Source organism: Streptomyces sp. NPDC057623 (genome assembly GCF_042800355.1).
Taxonomy (GTDB): domain Bacteria; phylum Actinomycetota; class Actinomycetes; order Streptomycetales; family Streptomycetaceae; genus Streptomyces.
Window position 1 is genome coordinate 284898 of sequence record NZ_JBHVGZ010000001.1, and the last position, 17515, is coordinate 302412.

The window sequence follows — 17515 nt, forward strand, 5'->3', positions numbered from 1 at the left end:
ACTTCACCTGATCCGACCAGCGGGATTGTCACGTTATCCATCCGAACGGCCGCAGGATCCTCGCGGCGGCCCCTCGGTCACATGCCCCGGTAGACCGCCTCCAGCCGATCCATCACCGCGTGGACGGAGAACGCCTCCGCGACCGCGCGATGGCCCGCCTCCACCAGGGCGTCCCGCCTGGTGTCGTCGGCCAGCACCCCGCACACCGCGTCGGCCATCTCCTCGGGACTTCCGTCGGTGACCATCGCCGCTCCCCGGCGGGCCAACTCGTCCGCGATGCCGCAGGTGTCGGTGCACACCACGGGGGTGCCCGCCGAGAGGGCCTCGATCACGGTCATCCCGAACGGTTCGTGCACGCTGGGCAGCACGTAGACCGCCGCCCGCGCGTAGGCCCGTACCGCTTCCGCGTGGTCCAGCGCCCCGCCGTAGGTGACGACGCCGGCCAGCCCGTGGGCGGCGATCAGCCGGCGCACCGCCGGCAACACCCCCTCGTCCGCCCCGTGGAGGGTGAACCGGACGTCGGGCATCCGCCGGTGCACCAGAGCGGCCATCTCGACGAACGCCTCGGGGCGTTTACGCGGATGCAGTCTGGCGAGGAAGAGGACCTCCTTCTCACGCTTCCTCTCCCCCGCCCCGCCGCCGCGCTCGGGTCTCACCCCGTTGGGCAGCGTCACCAGCGGCGGACCCCCGGCGCCGACCACTTCGGCCACGTCCCGGCGCTCTTGCTCGGTGAGCACCAGACAGCCACGCGCCCGGCGCAGCAGCGGCACGTACACGCGGTCGAAGAGCCTGACGGCGGCCGCACGCCGCGGCTGCACCATGCCGTGCGTCTGTGCGACGAACCGCTTGCGGCGCAGCGCGGCGACGGCGAGCGCCACGAGGGAGACAAGGTCGCGCCCCGCGTGGACATGGACCACATCGGCCCGGCCCATCGCGGCCCACATGTCCCTGACCAGCAGCGGATGCATAAGGCCGGTGAAGCGGCCCGGGAGCAGGGAGCGGGCCGGGCGCGTACGCAGCGGCACCGAGCCGAGACGTGCCGGTGCCGGCGTCCGGCCGCGCCACAGGGACACCAGCGTGACCTCGTGGCCCCGGTTGGCGCACTCCTCCAGCTGGCCGGCGGCGACGCTCGTCGGACCGCCGTACGCTCCGTCGTCGCTGACGAGCGTCACGACATGGACGACCCTCATGCCGCACCTCCACCGGTGATGGTCTCTCCCGGGGCGAGGTCGCGGTGGGCGACCACGGAGGCACCCACCACCGCGCCACGGCCGACGGTCACGCCACGCAGTACGACGGCCCGCGCCGCGATCCACGCTCCGGACTCCAGCCGGATGGGCCCGTTGTCGAACTCGAAGGTGGGGCTGCGGCGTTGGTGGCTTCCCGTGCACAGCAACGCCCCCTGCGAGACGCAGACATCGCTGTCGATCGTGATCTGCCGCAGGTTCAGCAGCCAGGCGCCCTCACCGATCCACACGTCGTCGCCGACGGACAGCCGCCAGGGCCAGTGCACCCGCACCCCGTGCCGGATCAGCACCCGCCGCCCGATCCGCGCGCCGAAGGCCCGCAGCACAGCCGGCCGCCAGCGGGCGGGAAACCACCACTTGACGAACACGAGGTGGAGTACGGCGAACCAGGCCGCCTGGACGAGCAGGGGCCGCCCCTTGTCGTAGCCCGCCCCCGTGAACCCCCGGAGGGAACGGGCGACGACGGCCCTGTGCTCGGAGCGGCCTGCGCGGGTGCCCGCGTCGGGCGGCACTGCGGTCTCTGCCATGGGTGGGCCTTTCCGGACCGGGAGACATGGATCTGGGCGTGATGGGCGAGGAACTCAAGTGGGCGGCGCCCGGCGTCAGTAGGCCCCGCGTCCGTCCAGCACGGCACGCACCGTGCGGGCCATGACCGCCATGTCCCAGGCCCACGACCAGTTGTCGACGTACCGCAGATCGAGCGAGACGGTCTCGTGCCAGGACAGATCGGATCTGCCGCTGACCTGCCACAGGCCCGTGAGCCCGGGTTTGACACTCAGTCGGCGCATCTCCACCTGGTCGTAGCGGGCGACTTCCTCGGGCAGCGGCGGACGGGGTCCCACCAGCGACATATGGCCGACGAGGACGTTGGCCAACTGGGGCAGCTCGTCCAGCGAGTAGCGGCGCAGAAACCGGCCGGCGGACGTGACCCGCGGGTCCCGGCGCAGCTTGAACATGTGGCCGTCGTGCTCGTTCACCGCCGCCAGATCGCCCTTCATCCGGTCGGCGTCCACGACCATCGTCCGGAACTTCCACATGGGGAAGGGGGTCCCGTTCCGGCCCACCCGGGTCTGGCGGTAGAGGACCGGCCCCGGGGAACTCATGCGCACGGCGAGCGCGAGCAGGGCGAACAGCGGCGCCAGCACCAGGAGCAGGACGAGCGAGCCCGCCCGGTCCGTGGCGGCCTTCAGCAGCGCCGGCAGGCCGCGGCGCGCCGGCGGCGAGATGTCCAGCAGGGTGAGCCCGGCGGCCGAGGTGATCCTGACCCTGCGCCGGGCCACTTCGACGACGCCGGGCAGCACCATCAGCCGACGGCCCCTGTCGTGCAGTGCCCAGGACAACCGCCGAAGCCGGTCCCCGCACATGCGCCTGCCCGTGGTGACGAAGACCAGGTCGGCACCGAGCGCATCGGCCGCTTCCGCGACGGGCACGGCGTCCTCGTCCGCGGCGGTCGGCGCGCCGGCCCGCAGCCGCGCGGCCACGGGCACCCCGGACAGCACATCGCCCTCACCCAGGACACATGCCCCGACCACCACGTACCCGTGGTCCGTACGCTCGGCGAGCTGTCCGACCACGGCGTCCACGGCCCCGGCCTCACCGATGACGAGGACGCGCCGAAGCCCTCGGGCACATCGGCGTACGGCGACGACGCGGCGGTGGATCGCCTTACGGCAGAGCACGGTGACCGCCAACGACGGACACAGCGCGGCAAGCACCGCCCCGGGCGGGTCGCCGAGCCCGGACACCGTACGCAGCAGGGCCAGCGCGCCGAGCAGCACCAGCCAGTCCCGCACCACCGGTCCGACAGGGGCGCCGTCGTCCCAGGTCGAGGGGGCGTAGCGCCGGGCGGCGAGGCCCACGAGCACCCAGAGGAAAGCGATCAGCACCGCCTGACGCACGGGTCGGGCCGCACCGATCGCGAAGAAGGCCACCGCGGTCGGCAGCGCCGTCCCCAGGAAGTCGGCACCGGCCGCGACCGGTACGGACCACCCGTGAGCCGTGCTTGTGCGCATGGCGGACCGGTGCGGCGTGAGCGGAACCGCCTGCCCTGACACCGTGCTGGTGGACTGCCGCATGGTTCTCCCTGTGACCCCGGCCCTGGGCGAAGACGTGGGGCGCGGCTGCATGGAAGGAACAGCGCACGCCCCATGGGAGGGTTATATCAACCTTTTTTAAATGTATGTCCTATTTGAATGCGGTACGGCCGGGTGTGGCGACCCGGCAACGCTCAGCCTTTCCGGTGCTCTGCGCCCCGGACGGCGTAGACGGGGGCGCCCCCAGGAGTGGCGTTGATCGGATTGTGCAAATGATCAGACGCCCGAACCCGGGCGAACTCCGGTCCATCCAGAGCAAGAAGGAGCAAGCGTCGTGCGAGTAAGCGCTCAAGCAACCACCCGGTCGACACGAGCAAGATGGGGAGCGCGCTGCGTGGGCCTCGGTCTGACCACGGCAGTGGCGGTCGCCTTCGGGGCGGGCCCCGCGTCTGCGGCCCCGGGGCCCCAGCTGAATGCCGAAGTGGCACCCCAGGAAGTTGCCGGCAACCCGGACTGCGACGAGGTCCCGGGAGGAGCCGGCACCACGGAGTACGACACGGGCGACGCGCCGCAGAACGGAGAGGTGCTCGACATCGAGGGGCTGGGGTCGATCACCATCGGCGTCACGCAGAGAACGGCCGAGCCTGACGGGCAGGTGCTGAGTTTCGTCATCGACGGCCCCTTCGCTGCCGCGGCAGTCATCGTCAAGGGCGGCCCGAACAACGCAGAGGGAGGAGCCAACCTCTACGACTACACGACCACGCCGGCCGGCCAGATCGAGGCCGACGACACTCTCCACTCCCAGCTCAACCCCCCCGGCACTGCCCTGACCGACATCAGCCACGTGGCGTTCTGCATCGTCCCGGACGGCAACAACACCTGACGCGAAGCACGGCAGCACAGCAAAGGGGCCCGTACGACCGAAGTCGTACGGGCCCCTTCAGGAGCTCGCGCTGGAGCTACCAGGTCAAACCGACAAGCTTACTTGTTGATCTTGGTGACCTGGCCGGCGCCGACCGTCCGGCCACCCTCACGGATGGCGAACTTCAGGCCCTCTTCCATGGCGACGGGCTGGATGAGCTCCACCTTCATCTCGGTGTTGTCACCCGGCATGACCATCTCGGTGCCCTCGGGGAGGGTCACGACGCCGGTCACGTCCGTCGTACGGAAGTAGAACTGCGGACGGTAGTTGTTGAAGAACGGCGTGTGGCGGCCACCCTCGTCCTTGGACAGGATGTAGGCCTGGGCCTCGAACTCGGTGTGCGGGGTGACCGAACCGGGCTTGATGATGACCTGGCCGCGCTCGACGTCCTCGCGCTTGATACCACGGAGCAGCAGACCGACGTTCTCACCGGCCTGGCCCTCGTCGAGCAGCTTGCGGAACATCTCGATGCCGGTGACCGTGGTGGTGGTCTTCTCCTGCTTGATGCCCACGATGTCAACGGTCTCGTTGACCTTGAGGACACCACGCTCGATACGGCCGGTGACGACCGTACCGCGACCGGTGATCGTGAAGACGTCCTCGATCGGCATCAGGAACGGCTTGTCGACGTCACGCTCGGGCTGCGGGATGTTCTCGTCGACGGCCTTCATCAGGTCGAGGACGGTGTTGCCCCACTCCTTGTCGCCCTCAAGGGCCTTGAGCGCCGAGACCTTGACGACCGGCAGGTCGTCGCCCGGGAACTCGTACTCGGAGAGCAGCTCGCGAACCTCGAGCTCGACGAGCTCCAGGATCTCCTCGTCGTCCACCATGTCGGCCTTGTTCAGGGCGACGACGATGTACGGAACGCCGACCTGGCGGGCCAGGAGCACGTGCTCCTTGGTCTGCGGCATCGGGCCGTCGGTGGCGGCGACCACGAGGATGGCGCCGTCCATCTGCGCGGCACCGGTGATCATGTTCTTGATGTAGTCCGCGTGACCGGGGCAGTCGACGTGGGCGTAGTGACGCGTCTCGGTCTGGTACTCGACGTGCGCGATCGAGATCGTGATACCGCGCTGGCGCTCCTCGGGAGCCTTGTCGATCTGGTCGAAGGCCGAGGCCTCGTTCAGGTCCGGGTACGCGTCGTGCAGCACCTTGGTAATGGCGGCCGTAAGGGTCGTCTTACCGTGGTCGATGTGACCGATGGTGCCGATGTTGACGTGGGGCTTAGTCCGCTCGAACTTCGCCTTCGCCACGGGGTCCTCCTGTGGAGTGGTTCTGAACGCCTTGCTTCATCGGCGCCAGGTGATCTTTGCTGGAAAGCCTCGGCCCGGGGGCACTCCCCCGCAAATGCGGGTGAATACCCCTCCAGGCTCCGGAGTCAAGCCTAAAGCGTGTGAACGCGGAGCGTTACTCGCCCTTGGCCTTCGCGATGATCTCCTCGGCGACGTTCCGCGGAACCTCGGCGTAGGAGTCGAACTGCATCGAGTAGCTTGCGCGACCCGAGGTCTTGCTACGGAGGTCGCCGACGTAGCCGAACATCTCCGAGAGGGGAACGAGGCCCTTGACGATCCGGGCACCCATCCGCTCCTCCATGGCCTGGATCTGGCCACGGCGGGAGTTGATGTCGCCGATGACCTCACCCATGTAGTCCTCGGGCGTGGTGACCTCGACGGCCATCATCGGCTCAAGGAGCACAGGGCTGGCCTTGCGCGCGGCCTCCTTGAAGGCCTGCGAACCGGCGATCTTGAAGGCGAGCTCGGAGGAGTCGACCTCGTGGTAGCCACCGTCGATGAGCGTGACGCGGACGCCCGTCATCTCGTAGCCCGCGAGGATGCCGAACTGCATGGCCTCCTGCGCACCGGCGTCGACCGAAGGGATGTACTCCTTCGGGATACGACCACCGGTGACCTTGTTCACGAACTCGTACGAGGCGTCGCCGCCCTCGATCGGCTCGATCGCGATCTGCACCTTGGCGAACTGGCCAGTACCACCAGTCTGCTTCTTGTGCGTGTAGTCGACGCGCTCGACGGCCTTGCGGATCGTCTCGCGGTAGGCGACCTGCGGCTTGCCGACGTTGGCCTCGACCTTGAACTCACGGCGCATACGGTCGACCAGCACCTCGAGGTGCAGCTCGCCCATACCACCGATGATGGTCTGGCCGGTCTCCTCGTCCGAGTGGACCTGGAAGGAGGGGTCCTCCTCCGCGAGACGCTGGATGGCGACACCCAGCTTCTCCTGGTCGCCCTTGGACTTGGGCTCGATGGCGACCTGAATGACCGGCGCCGGGAAGTCCATGGACTCCAGGATCACCGGGTTCTTGTCGTCGGACAGCGTCTCACCGGTGGTGGTCTGCTTCAGGCCCATGACGGCGATGATGTCGCCGGCGCCCACCGACTCGATCTCCTCACGCTTGTTCGCGTGCATGCGGTAGATCTTGCCGATGCGCTCCTTCTTGCCCTTGACGGAGTTCAGCACGGCGGTGCCGGACTCCAGGCGGCCCGAGTAGACCCGGACGAAGGTGAGCTTGCCGAGGTGCGGGTCGCTCATGATCTTGAACGCCAGCGCGGACAGCGGCTCGTCGTCGGACGGCTTGCGCTTGACGACGACCTCGGGGTCCTTCACGTCGTGGCCCTCGATGGCCTCGACGTCGAGCGGGGTCGGCAGGTAGCGCACGACCGCGTCGAGCAGGGGCTGGACGCCCTTGTTCTTGAACGCGGTGCCACAGAACACCGGGGTGACCGTGGTGTCGCTGGACTTGCCGGACGCGATGGTGATGCGACGGATCGCGGCGTACAGCTGCTCCTCGGTGGGCTCCTGGCCCTCCAGGTACAGCTCCATGATCTCTTCGTCGTTCTCGGCGACGCCCTCGATCAGCTTGCCGCGGTACTCCTCGGCAGCCTCGGTGTGCGTGGCCGGGATGTCGACGACGTCGTACATCTCGCCCTTGGCGGCCTCGGCGGACCACACGAGCGCCTTCATGCGGACCAGGTCCACAACGCCCTTGAAGTCCATCTCGGCGCCGATCGGGAGCTGCATGACGAGCGGCTGGGCGCCCAGGCGGTCCGAGATCATGTCCACGCAGCGGTGGAACTCGGCGCCGGTACGGTCCAGCTTGTTCACGAAGCAGATGCGGGGCACGCCGTAACGGTCGGCCTGACGCCACACCGTCTCGGACTGCGGCTCGACACCGGCGACACCGTCGAACACCGTGACGGCACCGTCGAGGACGCGCAGCGAGCGCTCCACCTCGACCGTGAAGTCGACGTGGCCCGGGGTGTCGATGATGTTGATCGTGTAGTCGTTGTCCTCGAGCGGCCAGTGACAGGTGGTGGCAGCAGAGGTGATCGTGATGCCACGCTCCTGCTCCTGCTCCATCCAGTCCATGGTGGCAGCGCCGTCGTGGACCTCACCGATCTTGTAGCTGACGCCGGTGTAGAAGAGGATCCGCTCGGTGGTGGTCGTCTTGCCCGCGTCGATGTGGGCCATGATCCCGATATTGCGGACCTTGGCCAGGTCAAGTGAAGTGGTAGCCATAAGGCTTCAGTCTTCTCTCGGTCTCGATGGGGTCTGCGACTACCAGCGGTAGTGCGCGAAGGCCTTGTTGGACTCGGCCATCTTGTGGGTGTCCTCGCGCTTCTTCACGGCCGCACCGAGGCCGTTCGAGGCGTCGAGAAGCTCGTTGAGGAGACGCTCGGTCATGGTCTTCTCGCGACGGGCGCGGGAGTAACCGACCAGCCAGCGCAGCGCGAGCGTGTTGGCACGACCGGGCTTGACCTCGATCGGAACCTGGTACGTCGCACCACCGACACGGCGGGACTTGACCTCGAGGGTCGGCTTGATGTTCTCCAGCGCGCGCTTCAGCGTGATGACCGGGTCGTTGCTGGTCTTCTCGCGCAGGCCCTCCATGGCGCCGTACACGATGCGCTCGGCGGTGGAGCGCTTGCCGTTCAGCAGCACCTTGTTGATGAGCGACGTGACAAGAGGAGAACCGTAGACCGGGTCGATGATGACCGGGCGCTTCGGGGCGGGGCCCTTACGAGGCATTTCTACTTCTCCTTCTTGGCGCCGTAGCGGCTGCGGGCCTGCTTGCGGTTCTTGACACCCTGAGTGTCAAGCGAACCACGGATGATCTTGTAACGAACACCGGGCAGGTCCTTCACACGGCCGCCACGCACGAGCACGATGGAGTGCTCCTGCAAGTTGTGTCCCTCACCCGGAATGTAAGCGGTGACCTCGATCCCGCTGGTCAGACGCACACGCGCGACCTTACGCAGGGCCGAGTTCGGCTTCTTCGGGGTGGTCGTGAACACACGCGTGCAGACGCCACGACGCTGAGGGGAACCCTCGAGTGCGGGCGTCTTGTTCTTCTCGACCTTGTCCTGCCGGCCCTTACGGACCAGCTGCTGGATCGTAGGCACTACTTCTCCGGTTTCTGTGTGCCGAATGGTGAAGCTAACCTGGAACGTCGCCGACCCACGCGGTCGGGTGTGTCGAATCCGGCGGATTCCCGCCGCGAGGCGAAAAGAGCACAGATCGCGGTGGCCGCTCACAGCTCGCTATGCGGTTGAAGGCACGCACGAGAGCCAGGGCACACCCCAGGCACAAGGTCTGAGCGTACCTACCTCATTCGCTGCGGTCAAAACAAATGGGCCTCGCCCGCATCGCCATACGGCCGATGTCAAGACCACTCGACGAGTTCGATCTTCGATTCCGCCGTCCTGACGAAGCCACCGGAGGTTCGGCAGCGCCCTGAAGGGGCGCGGGGAACTGCGCGACCAGCCACGATGGCGCAGCAGACGAACGACGACAGGACGTCGCGGCACTGGCGTCCCGGCACTCCCAGCGGCGCGCCTACGCGGACACCGCGGCGGCCACGAGCATCAGCGTCAGTAGAACCGCCCAGCCCGCGGTCGACAGCCACCCGAGCACCAGACCGGTCAGGGCCAGCGCGTCCCCGCCCTCCCCGCTCCGGCGTATCTCGGAACGCGCCGCGTGCCCCAGCACCACCGCCGGGATCCCGGTCAGCCCGAAGGTCACCAGGCACAGCACACCGCAGACGGCGGAGCCGACCGCTTTCGCGTTGGTCTGCGGCCGCGACACCGCCAGAAAGGTCCGCGGCACGGGCGTGACGGGCACCGGATGCGGCATGGGGCCCTGGGGGAGGTCGGCGACGAGCAGGGCCAGTTCGCCCACGGTACGGGCCGTGTAGGCCCGCGTGACCCGCTTGTCGAACTCGGGCCGCTCCAACCGCCCTTCCGCGTAGCCGGCCCGGACCACGTCCACGGCGCGCTCACGGTCGGCATGCGAGGCGAGCATCGCCGGGGTGCCGGGCCCGGACCACGGCTGCGGGGCACCGCCGCCCTGCCACCGCTGCGGGACGTCGCCGCCCTGCCACGACTGCCAGGGCTGCCATGACGGCTGCGCCATGGAAAGCACCTCCCCCGTACTGGTCGGAGTCCCTCCATGATGCGCCGAACCGGCATTCCCGGCATCGGGGTCCTCCCGGAGAAAACCCGGAGACGATCCCCGGGCGGGCCACCGGAACGCCGAAGGGCGGCCACCCCGAAAGGTGACCGCCCTCGATCGCGCCTGAGTCAGGCAGCTGCCCGCTTACTGGTTGTACGGACCGTAGTCGTAGTCCTCCAGCGGAACGGCCTGGCCGGAGCCGGTGCCGAACGGCGAGTAGTCGATGTCGTCGTAGCCGACGGCCGAGTACATCGCGGCCTTGGCCTCCTCGGTCGGCTCGACCCGGATGTTGCGGTAGCGGGACAGACCCGTACCGGCCGGGATGAGCTTACCGATGATGACGTTCTCCTTGAGGCCGATCAGGGAGTCGGACTTGGCGTTGATCGCCGCGTCCGTCAGAACCCTGGTCGTCTCCTGGAAGGACGCCGCCGACAGCCAGGACTCCGTGGCCAGCGAGGCCTTGGTGATACCCATGAGCTGCGGACGACCGGAGGCCGGGTGACCGCCCTCCTGGACCACACGACGGTTCTCGGTCTCGAACTTCGAGCGCTCGACCAGCTCGCCGGGCAGCAGCTCGGCGTCGCCGGACTCGATGATCGTCACACGGCGCAGCATCTGCCGGATGATGATCTCGATGTGCTTGTCGTGGATCGACACACCCTGCGAGTTGTAGACCTTCTGGACCTCGCCGACCAGGTGGACCTGGACGGCACGCTGGCCCAGGATGCGCAGCACGTCGTGCGGGTTGGTGGCACCCACGGTGAGCTTCTGGCCCACCTCGACGTGCTCGCCCTCGCTGACCAGGAGTCGGGCACGCTTCGAGATCGGGAACGCCGTCTCGTCGCTGCCGTCGTCCGGGGTGACGACGATCTTCTTGGTCTTCTCGGTCTCCTCGATCCGCACGCGGCCGGTGGCCTCGGAGATCGGGGCGACACCCTTCGGGGTACGGGCCTCGAAGAGCTCGACGACACGCGGCAGACCCTGGGTGATGTCGTCACCGGCCACACCACCGGTGTGGAAGGTACGCATCGTCAGCTGGGTACCGGGCTCACCGATGGACTGGGCGGCGATGATGCCGACCGCCTCACCGATGTCGACCAGCTTGCCGGTGGCCAGCGAACGGCCGTAGCACATGGCGCAGGTGCCGACGGTGGACTCGCAGGTCAGGATCGAGCGGGTCTTGACCTGCTCGACACCGTGGTGCACCAGCTGGTCGATGAGCACGTCACCGAGGTCCACGTTGGCCGGGGCGATCACCTTGCCGTCGATGACGACGTCCTCGGCGAGCATCCGGGCGTAGACGCTGGTCTCGACGTCGTCCGCCTTGCGCAGCACGCCGTCGGCACCGCGGTGGGCGATCAGCAGCTTCAGACCGCGCTCGGTGCCGCAGTCCTCCTCGCGGATGATGACGTCCTGCGAGACGTCCACCAGACGACGGGTCAGGTAACCCGAGTCGGCGGTACGCAGGGCGGTGTCCGCCAGACCCTTACGGGCACCGTGCGTGGAGATGAAGTACTCCAGCACGGACAGGCCCTCACGGAAGGACGCCTTGATCGGACGCGGGATGGTCTCGTTCTTCGCGTTCGACACCAGACCACGCATACCGGCGATCTGCCGCATCTGCATCATGTTTCCTCGGGCACCCGAGTCAACCATCATGAAGATGGGGTTCGTCTTGGGGAAGTTCGCGTTCATCGCCTCGGCGACCTCGTTGGTCGCCTTGGTCCAGATCGCGATGAGCTCCTGAGTGCGCTCTTCCTTGGTGATCAGACCGCGCTCGTACTGCTTCTGGACCTTCTCGTCCTGCGCCTCGTACCCGCGGACGATCTCCTTCTTCGCCTCGGGAACGACGACGTCGGAGATGGCCACGGTGACACCGGAACGGGTCGCCCAGAAGAAGCCGGACGCCTTCAGGTTGTCGAGCGTCGCCGCCACGATGACCTTGGGGTAGCGCTCGGCCAGGTCGTTGACGATCTCGGAGAGCTGCTTCTTGCCCACCGAGTAGTCGACGAACGGGTAGTCCTCGGGCAGCAGCTCGTTGAAGAGCGCGCGGCCCAGGGTGGTGCGCAGGCGGAACGTGTCCCCCTGCTGCCACTCGGGCTCGCCCTCCTCCTGCGCCGGCGGGGTCCAGCCGCGCGGCGGGATGGTGCCCACCGGGAAGCGGATGTCGATCGCCGACTGCAGCGCGAGCTCACCGGCGTCGAACGCCATGATCGCCTCGGCCGTGGAGCCGAAGGACCGGCCCTCGCCCTTGGTGTCGCGCAGCTCACCGTCGGTCGTCAGGAAGAACAGACCGAGGACCATGTCCTGGGTCGGCATCGTCACCGGACGGCCGTCGGCGGGCTTGAGGATGTTGTTCGAGGACAGCATCAGGATGCGGGCCTCGGCCTGCGCCTCCGCGGACAGCGGCAGGTGCACGGCCATCTGGTCACCGTCGAAGTCCGCGTTGAACGCGGTGCAGACGAGCGGGTGGATCTGGATGGCCTTGCCCTCGACCAGCTGCGGCTCGAAGGCCTGGATGCCGAGGCGGTGCAGGGTGGGAGCACGGTTCAGCAGCACCGGGTGCTCGGCGATGACCTCTTCGAGGACGTCGTACACGACCGTGCGGCCGCGCTCCACCATGCGCTTGGCGCTCTTGATGTTCTGCGCGTGGTTCAGGTCGACCAGGCGCTTCATCACGAACGGCTTGAAGAGCTCCAGCGCCATGGCCTTGGGCAGACCGCACTGGTGCAGCTTCAGCTGCGGACCGACGACGATCACGGAACGCGCGGAGTAGTCCACACGCTTGCCGAGCAGGTTCTGACGGAATCGACCCTGCTTGCCCTTCAGCATGTCGCTGAGGGACTTCAGCGGGCGGTTACCGGGACCGGTGACCGGGCGACCACGGCGGCCGTTGTCGAACAGCGCGTCGACGGCCTCCTGGAGCATGCGCTTCTCGTTGTTCACGATGATCTCGGGCGCACCGAGGTCGAGAAGGCGCTTCAGTCGGTTGTTCCGGTTGATCACACGGCGGTACAGGTCGTTCAGGTCGGAGGTCGCGAAGCGGCCACCGTCCAGCTGCACCATCGGGCGAAGGTCCGGCGGGATGACCGGCACGCAGTCGAGCACCATGCCCTTGGGGCTGTTGCTGGTCTGCAGGAACGCGGAGACGACCTTCAGGCGCTTGAGCGCACGGGTCTTCTTCTGGCCCTTGCCGGTACGGATGATCTCGCGGAGCTTCTCGGCCTCCTCGTCGAGGTCGAAGGACTCCAGGCGCTTCTGCAGCGCCGCGGCACCCATCGAACCGTCGAAGTACGTGCCGAAGCGGTCCCGCAGCTCGCGGTAGAGCAGCTCGTCGCCCTCGAGGTCCTGGACCTTGAGGTTCTTGAACCGGGTCCACACCTCGTCGAGACGGTCGATCTCGCGCTGCGCACGGTCACGCAGCTGCTTCATCTCGCGCTCGGCACCCTCGCGCACCTTGCGGCGCACGTCGGCCTTGGCGCCCTCGGCCTCCAGCTCGGCCAGGTCGGTCTCGAGCTTCTTGGCGCGGGCCTCCAGGTCGGCGTCCCGGCGGTTCTCGACCTGCTGACGCTCCACGGAGACGTGCGCCTCCAGGGAGGGCAGGTCGCGGGTACGGCGCTCCTCGTCGACGTACGTGATCATGTACGCCGCGAAGTAGATGACCTTCTCGAGGTCCTTCGGCGCCAGGTCCAGCAGGTAGCCGAGGCGCGACGGGACACCCTTGAAGTACCAGATGTGCGTGACGGGCGCGGCCAGCTCGATGTGGCCCATCCGCTCACGACGCACCTTGGCGCGAGTCACCTCGACGCCGCAGCGCTCACAGATGATGCCCTTGAAGCGAACGCGCTTGTACTTGCCGCAGTAGCACTCCCAGTCCCGGGTCGGACCGAAGATCTTCTCGCAGAAGAGTCCGTCCTTTTCGGGCTTGAGGGTGCGGTAGTTGATGGTCTCGGGCTTCTTGACCTCGCCGTGGCTCCACTGACGGATGTCGTCAGCGGTGGCCAGACCGATCCGGAGCTCATCGAAGAAGTTGACGTCGAGCACTATGCGTCAATCCCTCTCAGGGTTGTAAGTCTTGGGGTCTGAAACGGGGGCCTGGGGGTCGGCGGGGCCCTGTGGGTGAGGGCCCCGCCGGACTCCCGTCAGACCTCTTCGACGCTGCTCGGCTCGCGCCGGGACAGGTCGATGCCGAGCTCCTCCGCCGCGCGGAAGACGTCCTCGTCGGTGTCACGCATTTCGATGGACATACCGTCGCTGGACAGCACCTCCACGTTCAGGCAGAGCGACTGCATCTCCTTGATGAGCACCTTGAAGGACTCGGGGATGCCGGGCTCGGGGATGTTCTCGCCCTTGACGATGGCCTCGTAGACCTTCACGCGGCCGGTGACGTCGTCGGACTTGATGGTCAGCAGCTCCTGGAGGGCGTAAGCGGCGCCGTAAGCCTCCAGCGCCCACACCTCCATCTCACCGAAGCGCTGGCCACCGAACTGGGCCTTACCACCCAGCGGCTGCTGGGTGATCATGCTGTACGGGCCGGTCGAGCGGGCGTGCAGCTTGTCGTCGACCAGGTGGTGCAGCTTGAGGATGTACATGTACCCGATGGAGATCGGGTCCGGGAACGGCTCACCGGAGCGGCCGTCGAACAGCCTCGCCTTACCGGTCGGCTGCACCATGCGCTCGCCGTCGCGGTTCGGGATGGTGTGCTGGAGCAGACCCGCGAGCTCGTCCTCACGGGCACCGTCGAAGACCGGGGTCGCGACGTTGGTGCCCGGCTGGACCGAGTCGGCGCCGATCGCCTGGAGGCGCTGCGCCCAGTCGTCCGCGAGGCCGGAGACATCCCAGCCGCGGCTGGCGAGCCAGCCGAGGTGGATCTCCAGAACCTGTCCCGGGTTCATTCGGGACGGCACACCCAGCGGGTTGAGGATGATGTCGACGGGGGTCCCGTCCTCGAGGAACGGCATGTCCTCGATGGGCAGGATCTTGGAGATGACGCCCTTGTTGCCGTGACGGCCGGCGAGCTTGTCACCGTCGGTGATCTTGCGCTTCTGCGCCACGTACACGCGAACCAGCTGGTTCACGCCGGGGGGCAGCTCGTCGCCCTCCTCGCGGTCGAAGACGCGGACGCCGATGACCTTGCCGATCTCGCCGTGCGGGACCTTCAGCGAGGTGTCACGGACCTCACGGGCCTTCTCACCGAAGATCGCGCGCAGCAGGCGCTCCTCCGGCGTCAGCTCGGTCTCACCCTTCGGCGTGACCTTGCCGACGAGGATGTCGCCGGCGACGACCTCGGCACCGATACGGATGATGCCGCGCTCGTCGAGGTCGGCGAGGACCTCCTCGGAGACGTTCGGGATGTCCCGGGTGATCTCCTCCGGGCCGAGCTTGGTGTCACGGGCGTCGACCTCGTGCTCCTCGATGTGGATCGAGGAGAGGACGTCGTCCTGCACGAGGCGCTGCGACAGGATGATCGCGTCCTCGTAGTTGTGACCCTCCCACGGCATGAACGCCACGAGCAGGTTCTTGCCCAGCGCCATCTCGCCGTTCTCGGTGGCCGGACCGTCGGCCAGGACCTGGCCCTCGATGATCCGGTCACCCTCGTTGACGATGACCTTCTGGTTGACCGAGGTGCCCTGGTTGGAACGGGCGAACTTGGCCAGGCGGTACGTGATGTACGTGCCGTCGTCGTTGGCGGTGGTGATGTAGTCCGCGGAGACCTCCTGGACCACACCCGCCTTCTCGGCCTTGACCACGTCGCCGGCGTCGACGGCGGAGCGGTACTCCATGCCGGTGCCGACGAGCGGGGACTCGCTCTTGATGAGCGGGACGGCCTGACGCATCATGTTCGCGCCCATGAGGGCACGGTTGGCGTCGTCGTGCTCGAGGAACGGGATCATGGCGGTCGCGACCGACACCATCTGGCGCGGCGAGACGTCCATGTAGTCCACGTCGTCACCGGCGACGTAGTCGACCTCGCCGCCACGGCGGCGGACCAGGACGCGGTTCTCGGTGAAGCGCAGGTCGTCGTTGAGCGTGGCGTTGGCCTGCGCGATGACGAAGCGGTCCTCTTCGTCGGCCGTCAGGTAGTCGACCTCGTCGGTGACCTGACCGTCGACGACCTTGCGGTACGGCGTCTCCACGAAACCGAACGCGTTGACGCGGCCGTAGGAGGCGAGCGAACCGATCAGACCGATGTTCGGGCCTTCGGGCGTCTCGATCGGGCACATACGGCCGTAGTGAGACGGGTGCACGTCACGGACCTCGAAGCCGGCCCGCTCACGGGAGAGACCACCCGGGCCAAGAGCCGACAGACGGCGCTTGTGGGTGAGACCCGACAGCGGGTTGTTCTGGTCCATGAACTGCGACAGCTGGCTGGTGCCGAAGAACTCCTTGATGGAGGCGACGACCGGCCGGATGTTGATCAGGGTCTGCGGCGTGATCGCCTCGACGTCCTGAGTCGTCATGCGCTCACGGACGACGCGCTCCATACGAGCCAGACCCGTGCGGACCTGGTTCTGGATGAGCTCGCCGACGCTGCGCAGACGACGGTTGCCGAAGTGGTCGATGTCGTCGGTCTCGACGACGATCGTCTGGCCGTTGTCCGCGGCCGTCTCGGTCTCGCCGGCGTGCAGCTTCACCAGGTACTTGATCGTCGAGATGACGTCCTCGACGGTCAGGATGCCCGCGTCGAGCGGAGCCTCCGCACCCAGCTTCTTGTTGACCTTGTAACGGCCGACCTTGGCGAGGTCGTAGCGCTTCGGGTTGAAGTACAGGTTCTCCAGAAGCGTCTGCGCGGCCTCACGCGTGGGGGGCTCGCCCGGACGCAGCTTGCGGTAGATGTCGAGCAGCGCGTCGTCCTGGCCCTGGGTGTGGTCCTTCTCCAGGGTGGCGCGCATGGACTCGTACTCGCCGAACTCCTCGAGGATCTGCTCGGTCGTCCAACCGAGAGCCTTGAGCAGAACGGTCACGGACTGCTTGCGCTTGCGGTCGATGCGGACACCGACCATGTCGCGCTTGTCGATCTCCATCTCCAGCCAGGCACCCCGGGACGGGATGATCTTGGCGGAGAAGATGTCCTTGTCGGACGTCTTGTCGATGGAGGAGTCGAAGTAGACGCCGGGCGAGCGGACGAGCTGCGACACGACGACACGCTCGGTGCCGTTGATGACGAAGGTGCCCTTGTGGGTCATGAGCGGGAAGTCGCCCATGAAGACCGTCTGGGACTTGATCTCGCCGGTCTCGTTGTTGGTGAACTCAGCCGTCACGAAGAGCGGGGCGGCGTACGTGAAGTCGCGCTCCTTGCACTCGTCGATGCTGTTCTTCGGCGGCTCGAAACGGTGGTCGCGGAACGTCAGCGACATCGACCCGGAGAAGTCCTCGATCGGGGAGATCTCCTCGAAGATCTCCTCCAGACCGGACTTGGTGGGGACGTCCTGACCCGACTCCAGAGCCGCCTCGACCCGACTCTGCCAGGCGGTGTTGCCGAGCAGCCAGTCGAAGCTCTCGGTCTGCAGCGCGAGCAGGTTCGGAACCTCGAGGGGCTCCTTGATCTTTGCAAAAGAGATGCGCAGCGGGGCGGTGCTTGCGCCGTTGTTCGTATTCGCGGTCGAGGCAGTGCGCGAGGCGGCCAAGAGGGGGTCCTTCCGAGGGCTCGGACTCACTACGCGCGTACCGGCCCCTCACCGGGGCACGGAGACAGGCGTTTCCTTCTCCGACCAAAGAATGGCCAGGTCAGGGACGGTCCGGTCATCGGTGCTCAAGCGAGGGCATGCCCCTGGTGACGGGCAGGGGACAGCTAACAGGCAGCGCAAAGGGTCAGTGTAGCCACTTGGCACACTGATGTCCAGTGC

11 protein-coding genes are annotated in these 17515 nt (G+C 67.4%); 1 reads left to right on the plus strand and 10 read right to left on the minus strand.

All coding sequences use genetic code 11. The features are described 5' to 3' along the window. Window positions 1–77 precede the first annotated feature (77 nt). The 3 genes from ACFU95_RS01360 to ACFU95_RS01370 form a co-directional block, all read right to left on the minus strand. The gene (locus tag ACFU95_RS01360) at window positions 78–1190 is read right to left on the minus strand and encodes a glycosyltransferase (RefSeq protein ID WP_383820027.1); all 1113 of its coding nucleotides are present in this window, start codon (window positions 1188–1190) and stop codon (window positions 78–80) included. Further along, window positions 1187–1774 carry a putative colanic acid biosynthesis acetyltransferase gene (locus ACFU95_RS01365; RefSeq protein ID WP_383820028.1) on the minus strand — a complete coding sequence of 196 codons (588 nt, stop codon included), beginning with the start codon at window positions 1772–1774 and terminating at the stop codon, window positions 1187–1189. Before ACFU95_RS01365 ends, ACFU95_RS01360 begins: the two co-directional genes overlap by 4 nt. Window positions 1775–1849: 75 nt before the next feature. Then, window positions 1850–3259, minus strand: coding sequence for a sugar transferase (locus tag ACFU95_RS01370; RefSeq protein WP_383820032.1), 1410 nt, complete (start codon window positions 3257–3259; stop codon window positions 1850–1852). Window positions 3260–3761: 502 nt separating this feature from the next. On the opposite strand from ACFU95_RS01370, the gene ACFU95_RS01375 reads away from it, so the two are divergent. After that, a complete protein-coding gene (locus ACFU95_RS01375) occupies window positions 3762–4163 on the plus strand; it encodes a hypothetical protein (protein WP_383820035.1) in 402 nt (133 codons plus the stop codon). A 98-nt stretch (window positions 4164–4261) separates the two neighbouring features. On the opposite strand, the gene tuf is transcribed toward ACFU95_RS01375, so the two are convergent. The 7 genes from tuf to rpoB form a co-directional block, all read right to left on the minus strand. Then, entirely contained in the window at window positions 4262–5455 is a 1194-nt protein-coding gene (gene tuf / locus ACFU95_RS01380) for an elongation factor Tu (RefSeq protein ID WP_383820038.1), read from the minus strand. Between the two features lie 154 nt (window positions 5456–5609). Further along, complete coding sequence (gene fusA / locus ACFU95_RS01385; protein WP_383820040.1) at window positions 5610–7736, minus strand: elongation factor G; 2127 nt, start codon at window positions 7734–7736, stop codon at window positions 5610–5612. Between the two features lie 39 nt (window positions 7737–7775). Beyond that, window positions 7776–8246, minus strand: a complete 471-nt coding sequence (gene rpsG, locus ACFU95_RS01390; RefSeq protein WP_005481264.1) for a 30S ribosomal protein S7 — start codon at window positions 8244–8246, stop codon at window positions 7776–7778. A 2-nt stretch (window positions 8247–8248) separates the two neighbouring features. Continuing rightward, window positions 8249–8620, minus strand: a complete 372-nt coding sequence (rpsL, locus tag ACFU95_RS01395) for a 30S ribosomal protein S12 (protein ID WP_003948652.1) — start codon at window positions 8618–8620, stop codon at window positions 8249–8251. A 433-nt stretch (window positions 8621–9053) separates the two neighbouring features. Next, window positions 9054–9629: a DUF1707 and DUF4190 domain-containing protein gene (locus tag ACFU95_RS01400; protein WP_383820042.1), complete on the minus strand. Its 576-nt coding sequence runs from the start codon at window positions 9627–9629 to the stop codon at window positions 9054–9056. A gap of 183 nt (window positions 9630–9812) precedes the next feature. Continuing rightward, window positions 9813–13712 (minus strand): DNA-directed RNA polymerase subunit beta', encoded by a 3900-nt coding sequence (locus ACFU95_RS01405; protein ID WP_383820044.1) that lies wholly within the window; start codon window positions 13710–13712, stop codon window positions 9813–9815. Window positions 13713–13810: 98 nt separating this feature from the next. Continuing rightward, a complete protein-coding gene (rpoB, locus tag ACFU95_RS01410; RefSeq protein ID WP_062721686.1) occupies window positions 13811–17296 on the minus strand; it encodes a DNA-directed RNA polymerase subunit beta in 3486 nt (1161 codons plus the stop codon). Window positions 17297–17515: the final 219 nt, after the last annotated feature.